Origin of the sequence: Sedimentisphaera salicampi (assembly GCF_002117005.1) — a bacterium.
Taxonomy (GTDB): Bacteria; Planctomycetota; Phycisphaerae; order Sedimentisphaerales; family Sedimentisphaeraceae; genus Sedimentisphaera; species Sedimentisphaera salicampi.
The window spans coordinates 739,721-752,054 of record NZ_CP021023.1; the positions used below are offsets into that span (position 1 = coordinate 739,721).

Annotated in this window: 7 protein-coding genes; all 7 read right to left on the reverse strand. The window is 45.4% G+C overall.

All coding sequences use genetic code 11. The features are described 5' to 3' along the window. Positions 1 to 4 precede the first annotated feature (4 nt). Complete coding sequence (locus STSP1_RS02800; RefSeq protein WP_085754898.1) at positions 5 to 1,306, reverse strand: FAD-dependent oxidoreductase; 1,302 nt, start codon at positions 1,304 to 1,306, stop codon at positions 5 to 7. A 103-nt stretch (positions 1,307 to 1,409) separates the two neighbouring features. Beyond that, positions 1,410 to 3,050, reverse strand: a complete 1,641-nt coding sequence (locus STSP1_RS02805) for a sulfatase family protein (RefSeq protein ID WP_226997498.1) — start codon at positions 3,048 to 3,050, stop codon at positions 1,410 to 1,412. A gap of 175 nt (positions 3,051 to 3,225) precedes the next feature. Continuing rightward, on the reverse strand, positions 3,226 to 4,524 hold the full coding sequence (locus STSP1_RS02810) for a sulfatase-like hydrolase/transferase (RefSeq protein WP_085754899.1): 1,299 nt from the start codon (positions 4,522 to 4,524) through the stop codon (positions 3,226 to 3,228). A 69-nt stretch (positions 4,525 to 4,593) separates the two neighbouring features. Continuing rightward, entirely contained in the window at positions 4,594 to 7,590 is a 2,997-nt protein-coding gene (locus tag STSP1_RS02815; RefSeq protein WP_085754900.1) for a GH92 family glycosyl hydrolase, read from the reverse strand. 202 nt (positions 7,591 to 7,792) lie between these two features. Beyond that, positions 7,793 to 7,981, reverse strand: a complete 189-nt coding sequence (locus STSP1_RS02820) for a hypothetical protein (protein WP_085754901.1) — start codon at positions 7,979 to 7,981, stop codon at positions 7,793 to 7,795. A gap of 113 nt (positions 7,982 to 8,094) precedes the next feature. Next, complete coding sequence (locus STSP1_RS02825; RefSeq protein WP_085754902.1) at positions 8,095 to 9,708, reverse strand: LamG-like jellyroll fold domain-containing protein; 1,614 nt, start codon at positions 9,706 to 9,708, stop codon at positions 8,095 to 8,097. A gap of 188 nt (positions 9,709 to 9,896) precedes the next feature. Then, the gene (locus STSP1_RS02830) at positions 9,897 to 12,209 is read right to left on the reverse strand and encodes a LamG-like jellyroll fold domain-containing protein (RefSeq protein WP_085754903.1); all 2,313 of its coding nucleotides are present in this window, start codon (positions 12,207 to 12,209) and stop codon (positions 9,897 to 9,899) included. Between the last annotated feature and the right edge of the window lie 125 nt (positions 12,210 to 12,334).

Consider the following 12,334-nt stretch of genomic DNA (forward strand, 5'->3'; position numbering starts at 1 on the left):
TCACCTAATTTTCTTTGAGATGCTTTATTTCCTTCGCATAACCATTCAGCTCTAGCAGCTCTTTAAGATGCCGATGATAAACCTCTCTCGGCGCAGCGTTGTATTTTCTGCACAACGATGCCGCACGTCCGACGACCTCCCCCATCAGGCAGCACGTGCGCATTACCCGTACTGTCCCCAACGCCTCGTGTGTAACCGAAATATTACGGCCTGCCATGAACAAATTGTCGATAGTACGGGAGTACAGACATCGGTACGGCACATAATATGGAATTGAATAATCCGTAAACAAAGCCTTTGAAATAAAAGCATCCCCTTCGAAACCCTTATCATAAGCCTTGTCAGAAACATGCACATCTATCTTCCATCCCGTAGGCACAAGCGCGTCATCGTACCACTTATAATCGATCACATCTTTCTTTGTTAAGATAATATCACCCATCAGCCTTCGGGATTCACGCTTACCTGAGATATAAGCTGCCCAACCCAGCGCCCGGTTCTTATGAAGTTTATCAACGTTTTTAAGGGTGTCCCACGCCCCGTACATTGCCCTGAAGTTCCAGTCGCGAATATATTCCGACTTTTCAAACGGATCATGATTGAACCCGCTCTCCCAATACCACACACCGAGTCCTTTCAAACCCCTGCGGCTTTTGTAGGAATTGCTCGGATAGTCTTTTTCGTGCCTGAGTCGAGTACGCCCTTTAATGGACTCAGAGTTGACCGCTATTTCCCACGCCTCGCGGCAGGCAGTATAAACATCGGGACTGCGTCTCCAAGCTAACAGAGGAACATCACCGGAAACCGAATCTGTTCCCAGCGTTCCTGCTTTTACCTGTAATTCACCATCCTGATTAACATAAAGCCAAGAAATATTTTGTGGCCCAGCTAATGGAACTAAAGCAAGATAGTCCCCTGAGTTTAGCTGAAGCAAAACAAATGGCGATTCCCTGTTAGGTCTGTCGAGCCAATGTTTTTTGTATTTCCGGTAAACGGTTTGTTTTTCGATACCTTCTGAGAAAAGACTTTTAAAATCGTTTTCAAATACCCAAGAAAGACAACGATTAGTATCAGTAGGCCACCTTGCTATGTCTGCACTTGTAAAAACACCGTTTTTAAACTTTGGCAGTCTTATATCATAAGTTACCAGAGAACCATTTTTGCCTTGAGGTTTTCCTGAAAAATTATTCAAAACCTTCACCCCATTTTCAGGCAAACTGAAAAAGTCAATCATATTTTGTGAAGCGAAAAGATCTGCTGCCAAGTAGATAACAATCAGAAACGCAAAAACCTTATTCTTTGTCATAGTTTAACCTTTATTGTGTCACTATAGTTCACTTTTAGAAAACTGATTTCTCAAAATAACATTGACAATTCCCTGCTAGCAGCAAAGAGGACCGCAATTTCATTCAGCCGGAATATTTCTTTCTTCGAGGAGCAGGATTGAGCTTGTATTGAGCAAACAGCCTTTCCATCTCTTTCTTTAGTGCAGCAATTACATTCTGATAATCGGGATTGTTATATTCGCTCTGCATCTCGAGGGGGTCTTTCTTTAAATCGTAAAATTCCCACTCACCAAGCGGGAAAAACTCAATCAGCTTATACCGCTCAGTTCGAACGCCCCAATGACTTACCACTGCATGCGCATCTTTTCCGTAGTAAGTATATAAAATGCTTTCCCGCCAATCGTTCGGAGTTTTATTTTTTAGCAGAGGCATCAGAGATCTGCCCTGAACTTCTTGCGGAACTTTCATTCCCGCCGCATGCAGGAGCGTTGGAGCATAATCAATATTCTGCACCATCTCGCTGCAGCGGCTGCCCTGCCTTACGCTTCCCGGCCATTTTATAATGAGCGGATTCCTCAAAGACTCCTCATAAATCCAGCGTTTGTCGTACCACCCATGCTCACCATTATAAAAACCCTGATCAGAGCTGTATATAACCATCGTATTTTTTTCAAGGCCTTTGGCTTTTAAGTAGTCCAAAACCTTCCCAACGTTTTCATCGAGAGCCTTAATGCATTTTATGTAGTCCTTCAAGTACTGCTGATACTTCCAGCGGACAAGTTCTTTGCCGCTCAAATTCTGCGATCTGAATTCTTCATTTCGAGGAACATAATAGCTATCCCAAGCCTTCTTCTGCTCATCGTTCATCCGGTTGAATTCTCCGAAAGTGGCTGGGTCCATGGATTTAGATTTAGGGGCTTTCTCCCTGATCCGGCTTACAGGGGTCTTAGCGACGGGAGGAGTAACCTTGAGGTCTGAAGCGATATTAATATGATCCTTGATTGTCATCTCCTGCATTTTTGCGGCCTTCGTTCTTCCTTCGTAGTCGTCGAAAAGATTCTCAGGCTCCGGAATTTCCAATCCATCAAGAAATTCAAAATGCCTTGGATGGGGCATCCATGTACGATGAGGTGCTTTATGCCAGCTGCACAGGAAAAACGGTTTGGATTTATCCCACTTTTTATCCAGCCATTCTGTTGTCATATCTCCGATAATGTCAGTGCAGTATCCCTGCTTCCGGATCTTTTTATCTCTGCCTTTGGTAATAAAATCGGGATTGTAATACGCTCCCTGCCCGGGCAGCACATCGTAATGGTCAAAGCCGGTTGGTCTTGTGCCCAAATGCCACTTGCCAATCACAGCAGTCTGATAGCCGCCCTTCTGGAGCTCTTTGGGTGCAGTCCACTGGGATGAATCAAAACGATTGCCGTTTTCCATAAACCCATTTATGTGGCTGTGTTTGCCGGTTAGAATAGCTGCCCTGCTCGGCCCGCAAATTGAATTGCATACAAAGCTGTTCTCAAAGAGCATACCTTCTTCGGCAAGTTTATCTATGTTGGGCGTGATATTATGTTTTTTGATAAAATTCTGCATACGAGCCTTATATGCTCCGAGGGTCTGGAGAGAATGGTCGTCGGAAAAGATAAACAGGATGTTAGGCCTTTCGGTGCCTGAATGATTAAATAATGACGCTCCCGTACAGCCTGCACCTGCAGCCCCTATAGCACCGATACCCATATATCTTAAGAAACTGCGTCTTTTCATATTATCTCCTGCAATGCTAATTATTATATTACCCTCAGCAGGCCGTCTTATAAAAACCTGCTGAATATATTCAGTTCATTTTCAATTTCGTCTCGCTTTAAGCTTAAGCGGGGAAATCTGCCTGCAGAAACTAAAAACAATTTTTCAGTACGGGCAGATTCGTCTCCAGCTGCTGCTAAATGCTATTCCAGTAATCATCGCTGATTTTTTTCAGACCCTCAACAACCTCAGGGTGTTTTTCAGCAAGATTTTTGGATTCGCCCGGATCGCTGGGGATGTCGTAAAGCTCAGTTTTTTTCTTGAACATAAGCAACTTCCATTTGCCGCTGCGCACGACAGTAGTTCCCCTTGACTTCCAGTGGAAATGTTTATGGGCAGTCGGCGCCTTGGCAGATTTGATTATAGGCATAAGGCTTTTTCCATCCAAACGGTGGCCTGCCGGCGGGAGCTTGCATAGCTCAAGGAGTGTGGGATACCAGTCGCAGTTGGTTGCCATCTGAGTCCGCACCTCTTTCTCTGGAAGATGCCCGGGCCAGGAAATGATTGCTGGAATTCGAATTCCGCCTTCATACAGTTGGCCTTTATGTCCCCTGTATGGCCCAGCGCTGCCGCCGCCGCGATGGGCACGTACCTCTTCTGAATGCCCTTGGTCGGACTGGAAAATTATGATCGTGTCCCTTCTAAGATTGTACTGGTCAACCTTTTTAAGAAGCTCTCCTATTTTTTCATCAGCTGTGGAAAGAAAGGCTGCATAAAGATTGCGGGGATATGGCAGGTCTTTATAATACTCCAGCCATTCAGGTGTACCCTGATATGGGTAATGCGGGTTGTTCAAAGAGAAGTAAAGGAAGAACGGATTATCCTTGTTCTTATCGATAAACTCGCCCGCCTCTTTGACCATTAAATCAGGGAAATACTGCCCGGGACGATAAACTTCTTCGCGATTTCGATATAGGGCATGCCTGTTCGGCCCGTTCCAGTAGAAGAAATGTGAATAATTGTCCATGCAGCCGAGTAGATGGCCGAAGAAATAATCAAAGCCCTGCCCGTTTGGAACAGTGTCTTCAGAGTGTCCCAGATGCCACTTGCCGATAAGTGCTGTGGCGTATCCGGCATCCTTGAGCTCTTCTGCGATTGTTACCTGCTTACCGGGCATCCCTTCAGAACCGGGATATACATTGCCCCAGAGGCCCCCGTGCTGGGGGGTGCGGCCTGTTAGTAATCCAACTCGGGAAGGCGAGCACATAGGCCCAGCCGCATAAAACTGCGTGAACCGAACGCCTTTTTCGGCTAAGCTATCCATATTCGGCGTTTTCAGATCCTCAGCCCCGTAGCAATTCATATCTATTGAGCCTTGGTCGTCTGTATAAATGATAATTACATTGGGCTTTCTTTCAGAGGCTTCGCATATGCCCCTAAAGCTCAAACCTGCTGCTGCAGCTCCTAACCCTTGCAAAAATTTTCTTCTATCCATTTTATTTATCTCCATTCGTAATTTGATTCAACCATATCATATAAAACTAAAGTTAAAGTAAAAGTTAAGCTACTTTTTTCGGAACAGCTCAGAGTGAGAAAACGGCCTGAAATCTCCATCCGGTTCAGCAACCTCCACGCTCAGCGCCTCATCAACATTGCCTTCGAAATAAAGCACCTTAATCTCATGGAAACCGGCCTTTAACGCAGCCATACCATCTGCAGCCTGAGCACCGTGGAAGCCGTCGTTATTAACAACAAGCTCAGAATTTACATACAGCCTGCTGCCGTCGTCAGATATAGTTTTGAACCTATACATACCTTCCTTTTCGACCTTAAAGTAACCGGTAAATTTGAGGCCGAAATTGTCTCGCCTATTGGTAACTGTTAGATCGATATTATCGCTGGTTCCGCTTTTTTTAACCTTTGAATCTGCAAGGTCTAATACGCTTCTAAAGCTGCCTACATAAACCGAGTAATTCAGTCCGCTGGCAAGCTCATTCCTTGAGATATCTGCCGGTTCTTCAAGGGTTTTTCTTTCAACAAGAGCTGAGAGGGTGTAGCTGGGCATTGCTCCGCGTTTGAATGCTTTTGCCTTTAGCGTTGTAGTTTCGCTGAGCTTAAACGGCTCAGTATAGTGATTTGAGGATTTGTCAGGCTCGCTTCCGTCCAGCGTAAAATATACTTCAGCTTCGCTGTCATCACAGTTGATATTAACAATAATATCTTCAGTAAAAGCCTGATCCAATTCTTTCAGATAGGGCATAAGAGTTAGCTCTTTGCCCGGATTTGAAGAAGGTCTTTCCTGCTGAGAAGAGCCCCAACTCTTATTAGGTTCAGAACCCATCTTGAAAACAAGTTCACCGCCGCCGATTATATCATCGTGATGAATATATGTTTTTGAGTAAGGCCTTCCGTTGAGAGTAACCGATTGAACATAGATATTCTTGTCTGAGTGGTTTTCAGCTATGATGCGGAATTCTTTTCCGTTTTCAAGATTTATGCTCGCCTCTGGAAACATCGGCGTTCCAAACACATAAATCGGCTGCCCCGGGCAAACCGGATACATACCCATTGTGCTGAATACATACCATGCAGACATCTGCCCGCAATCATCATTACCGCATAGACCGTCTGGCTGGTCGCTGTAAAGTGTGTTTACAATCTGAGCAATCTTCTCCTGCGTTTTCCATGGCGACCCAGCATAGGAATATAAATATGCATAGGTGTGGCTGGGCTCATTGCCGTGGGCATACTGGCCTATCATTCCTGTAATATCAACATCGCTATGTCCGTCTTCGCCCTTAGCAGCTGAGGGATTAAAAAGCTTATCGAGTTTTCCTATAAACGCATCGTCTCCTCCCATCAGATCGATCAAGCCGTTAACATCGTGAGGAACGAACCAAGTATATTGCCATGAATTAGCTTCAGTATATTCAGAAGCTCCCTGTGAAGGGAATTTTGCAGGGTCGAAGTTTTGTCTCCAAAAACCGTTTTTATTCTTACCCCGCATAAAACCAGTTGAGACATCAAAGACGTTTCGGTAGTTCTGCGAACGACGCTGATACTTTTTCCAGTCTTCAGTTCTTCCAAGATCATCAGCCATTGCAGCTATGCACCAGTCGTCGTAGGCATACTCAAGAGTCCTTGAGACAGATTGAGTTCCGCTCTCCAAAGGGATATAGCCATATTTTTTATAGGCTTTAAGACCCTGATGGTCCTGCATCGCCGAGTTTTTCATAGCTTTTAAGGCATAAGAAGGGTCGTAGCCGCGTATGCCCTTTACCCATGCATCGGCAATTACGGGAATCGAATGGTAGCCGATCATACACCACGTTTCGCCGGAGGCAAGCTCCCAGTAAGGAAGCAGGCCGCTCTGGTCATATTTCTTCAGCATTGAATGCACAAAATCGTTCGTCCTATCCTGCTCTACGATTGTATAAAGCGGGTGTAAGGCACGGAATGTGTCCCAAAGTGAGAAAACTGTGTAGTAATCAAAATCCTCAGCAGTATGAATCTTTTTGTCCATGCCGCGGTATCTGCCGTCAACATCCATAAATATATTAGGCACAAGGAAGCTGTGGTAAACGGAAGTGTAGAAAGTGCGCTGCTGCGATTCTGACCCGCCCTTCACTTCAAATTTTGAAAGCTGCTTTTGCCATAGAGACTTGGCCTCGCTGTGAACCTTTTCAAAATCCCATCCCGGACATTCGGCCTGCATATTCTTGGCCGCCCCGTAACAGCTAACATTTGAAAGGGCAACTTTCACCATTACATTTTGCTTTTCCCTTGCATCAAAACGGAAATATCCCTGAAGGCTCTTTCCTTTCGCCTCCTTGGCAGATTCATCAAGCCGGCCGTTGATTCTCAAACCGCTTTTCTGAAAAGGACGTGAAAATTCTGCTGTGAAGTAGAGGTAACGATTCTTAGACCAGCCGTTCTTGCGGAAAAACCCCTGAATCTGACGATTGTCAATAATTTCAATTTCACTCTCAACAATCCTGCCCCAACCGATAATATGAGTAACATCAACGATCACGTTAGCCTTATCTGTCTCAGGGAAAGTGTATTTATGAAAGCCAACCCTTTCTGTGGCAGTAAGCTCAACATCTATATCATAATCTTCCAGATAAACGCTGTAGTATCCCGGGGAGGCATCTTCTCTGTCATGAGAAAATCGTGAGCGGTAGCCTTTTTCCGGATTTTTCTCGCTGCCGGGAACAAGCTTAGGATCTCCAGTTGTAGGCATAAAGAGGAAATCGCCGTAATCGGGAACGCCCGTTCCACTTAGATGCGTATGACTGAAACCCATAATTGTGCCTTTTTTGTAGTGATAGCCTGAACAGTGATTCCAGCCTTTATTGTCTGTATCGGGGCTGAGCTGAACCATACCGAAAGGAACAGTTGCACCGGGAAAGGTGTGGCCTACTGTATCTGTTCCGACAAACGGGTTTACCTTTTGAACAAGCGGAAAATCATCTTTTACGCTTCCCATTTCGCAAAAGGCCGCAAAGGGCGTAAGTAAGAAGCTAAACATTATCATCTGAAAAATTCTTTTCTTCATCATTTCTCCATGCTTAAATATTTTAAATTTGAATCACGAAATATATTTCTGCATAAGTTCCATCTTGCGTTGAAATCAATTGTCATATCTGTATATCTTAGAAAAGGCCGGATTTCACAATAATACGATTTTTTTATCACAGTTAAAGCTGCTTCTTAAGAAATCATTACTGCTTATCCGTATCACTGGCCGAACCCGTTTTTTATCATAATTTCTTAGAAGTTTCGCTGCTCTGTCCAGCAGCGCAGACACGATAGCGATAAGCAGTATTCGGAACAGCGTTTTTATCCTGATACATCTGATTGTCGTATTCGCTGCGTGTTGTTTCCCTGAACTGACATCGTTTTGCAGTATGGTGTTTTACCTTCTCAATTAGAACAACCACGTCAAACAAATGGGCATTGTCCGGCGCAAATCCGGAGCCATTGCCTCTGACACGAGGTGTTTTTTACTTCGGTTTCATCATAAGGCCACAAAATCAAATTTATACAAAAGATTTTAGACTATCTATTCAGATGCGGGATAAATTCCGCTGTTTTGCCAATTCAGAGCTATATACGCAAAATCGTGGATATCAATCATACAGTCTGGCTCTCCTTCAGGCCCGCTGACATCAACAGCCTCGCTGTAATCAAGAAGGCAAAGATGTTTATCAGGCTCGGTTAGGTTATTGTAAAGATCCAGAATTTCTGTATCAGCCTTTGCATAAGTGTAAACCCGTACATCATCGATCAATCCTTCAAGAGGTGTTCCTCCTGTAACCTGTTCGGCTCCTATTACCAGCGGATTATCAGAAAGCAACGGCTCTGCATTCGGATATGCTTCAGAGGCATTCTCTTCGCCGTCGATATAGAGCTTCATTTCACCCGTCTCGCCATCATAAGTTGCAGTAATCATATGCCACTGCCCATCAGTAACAGCGACATCACTCGTAACTCCGCCTACCTCACGGTAGCCGAAAGTTGCCTGCCCTAATCCATTTGTCTCGATTACATATCCTCGCCATGGGCTGTAGCCATCACGGTCCTGCTTGCATACTAAGCCGTGCCATCCTTCCAGATCAGATTTCATCCAGAAATTAACAGTTAATCCGAGATGGTAGAAATTGAATGCATCTTCACTGCCCGGAACCTGAACATGCTTTGGGTCGTTAATGAGTGATAAAGCGATTCCGTCTTTACCAGCAGCGAAAACTGCCGGCGGGTTAGTATGTGCTGCATCAAATCCGCTCCCGCTGGAATCAGTTAGGTCATTATCCATCTTCCAATGCGCTGCTAGACCTTCCAAAACTAAATTCCCCGGCCTTGAATTGAGCGAACTGCCCGTCGAGTTCGTTATCTTACAGAAATACTGCCCTTCATCTGCATTTTGAATATTGGATATCTGCAAGGTATCTGTTGAGACTCCGGAATATTTTTCATTGTTCGCCAGAGCAGCAGGCTCGGGATCACCCTGTTTATACCACTGGCAATTCTGAAAATTAGCGGCTTGCACCTGAAAAACGGCCGAACCGCCAATCTCTGCCAATTGCAAATCTGGTTCTTTTAAAAAGGTCATAAGGCCCATATCGCCTCGCAGCGCTGCCACCATTCGGATATGACGGACTCGTTTCAGCTGCCCATCTTCATTGGCATAATTCAAACCATACGGCCAGATATGAGTACTGTCTGCATGAAGCACTGCCTCAGGCCCATTAAACTCCTTTACCTGCGAAGTAGCATATTCGCCTGTCCACACATTACCGTCGCGGTTTGCGTCCCAGCTATTATATAGGCCGCTGTACGTCCCCACACCTAATGTATGAGAAATCTCATGCAGGGCTGTCCGTGTACTCCTTGACCCGCCAAATTTAATGATTCCCAGTATATTTGCATTGGCTGTCGGCACACCTGGAGCATAGCGGATAGACAAATTTTTATTAAACGAACCGTACTTATTGTAGAGGTCAACCGCTTCCTTGATGGAAGTTTCGATCTCACTGCGAATATCCGCGGGCCAATCATCTGGCTGATAAAGTTTATAAGTAATATCAGCCGAAAGCGATGCCGGCCACGCAAAGACATATCCTATTAACACCAGAATAAAAGTGTTCAAATTCGCTTTGGATGCAAAATAATTCATAAAATAATACCTAAATTTAATTTGATTTGGTTTTCATGGCTGCAGCGGAAACAATAGGATATAATGCTTTTATTGCCATATCTTTACAAAATATGCGGTTTCTCAGTTATCAATTATTTACGCATGATAACGGAAAAAATCGGCGGACTCTCAGGCAGAGAGCCCGCCGATAATAATTATTGATGCTTTTATTCAACTACTGGATAAATTCCGCTGTTTAGCCAATTCACAGCTATATATGCGAAATCATGCATATCTATCATGCAGTCTGGCTCTCCTTCAGGCCCGCTGACATCAACAGCCTCGCCGTATTCAAGCAGGCAGAGCTGTTTATCAGGCTCGGTTAGGTTATTGTAAAGATCGAGAATTTCAGTGTCAGGCTTAGCATAAGTGTAAACCCTTACATCATCAATCTGCCCTTCAAGAGGAGTTGCGCCTGTAACCTGTTCCGCTCCTATAACCAGCGGATTATCTGTAAGCAGAGGAGCTGACTCCGGATAAGCTGCTGAGGCCTTCTCTTCGCCGTCAACATAGAGCTTCATCTCACCTGTTTCACCGTCATAAGTTGCAGTAATCATATGCCACTGCCCATCAGTAACAGCGACATCACTTGAAATTGAGCCTACTTCACGGAATGTAAAAACTGCCAGCCCTGAGCCGTTTGTCTCGATTACAAGGCCTCGCCATGGGCTGTAGCCATCACGGTCCTGCTTGCATACTAAGCCGTGCCAGCCTTCCAGATCAGATTTCATCCAGAAATTAACAGTTAATCCGAGATGGTAGAAATTAAATGCATCTTCACTGCCCGGAACCTGAACGTGATTCGGGTCGTTAATGAGTGATAAAGCGTTTCCGTCTTTACCAGAAGCGAAAACTGCCGGCGGGTCGGTATGCGATGCGTCAAAGCCGCTGCCGCTGAAATCAGTGAGGTCATCGTCCATCTTCCAATGTCCTGTTATGCGCTCTGTAACAAGACGGGCAGTGTCGCTGTAAACGGCCTCTTCAACACCTGATTCATTCCAGATCTGGCAGTAATAGTAGCCTTCATCGCTAACCTGAATGTCTGTGAGGTCAAGCGAGTTTGTAGCGGGGCTTGCTAAAGGCCCTGCCGGATCGCCTACTGGAGTATCCAGAGGCAGGCCTGTTCCTTCATCAAAGGCCGGCTCTACGCCGTTACACTTATACCACTGGAACTGCATATCTGTGATGCCCTCGGCCTCAACTGAGAAAGATGCGCTGCCGCCCTGCGGGACAAGCGTATCATCTAAAGACTGACTTGTGATCTCAGGGATTGCTGGTACAGTTTCAAAAGTCCAAACCGGGCCTTCAGATACTACATAAGGATCGCCGCCCGGGATATCGTTGGGCTCACGGGCATCAACACGCCAAAAGTACTGTGTTCCGTTATCAACATTCTCGGCATTGAAATTAAAATCGTCGGACTGATCTGTTGTATATTTCACTATTGGCAGATTTTCCGGCTCTGTGCCTAAATGAACTTCATAAGTGATTCCAAGACCTGCTGCCGAATCTTCCTGCCCCCAAGACAGATCAACCGCCTCTACAGGCAAATCGATTGAGTTGTCTGCTGGAGAAGGACTGATTGCCAGATAAGGAGATTCTGCATAGATATTATAAACGCCTTCGCCCATATCTTCATAAACGATAGAAGAATCTGGAACCGTAGAAGTTATCTGTCCGGCGTCTATGAAGGCCTGAATCGCAGCGGCATCAAGGCCGCTTGTCTCGAGCAGGCCGCCTTTAAGATCTATGAAACTGTTTTCCCCTGCGAAAGAAATAGTGCCGGCCTGTACAAGCCCGCCCTGAATGGTCAGTACTGAATCGTTTTGAACGCTCAGGTCTGGGGTTTCAACCGTGCCGTTTAGAACCGTCATAGAACCGGTAGCGTTTTGGCCCACGTTAAGCCATTGGGTGGCCGTAATTTTGCCGCCCTTGACCACAGCCTCGCTATTGTCGGTCCCTGAATTGGCGCACACGCGAACTCTGGCGGTACTGATTTCACCGCCGGAAATTTCAAGATAACCTTGAGATTGGCTGCCGACGTGAACTTCCTTACCTGCTCCACTATATAGACCGCCGTTATGGATCCACTGACCGAAAGAGCCCGCTCCGATTCCTAAGGCAGCACTTTGATACCACACACCGCCATTGAATGTGATGGTTGCGGGTTCATCGAGGCCGACATTAATAGCGCTCCAGTTAGCGCCTGTATAGTTTTGCGAAGGCATCTCATAGTTATACACGCATTGGTTTACTACATCCACAGGACTTTCGCCAAATCTCATCGAACCGCCGTTGTTGTCTGCCTCGCCGGGGAGTTCGGTCGCATCGACTATGCCATCATTGTAGTCGCATTTCCAGTTGTCCAAATTAGACCACTCGGAGCTTACAGCACCTTCCCAGTAGTACACTCTAGCCTGCGCAGTGAATGAAAGAAACACTACGGCAGCGCACATTGTTAAATAATTTAACTTCATCATTATTACCTCTTAAAAAAATTAACTTTTCCAGCTCTACTCAAGCTGAATACTATAACGTTACGCTAATAAACAACATTTCAAAGCATAGAAACCTCCGCTAAAGATAAATTAGTAAAAACATTTTC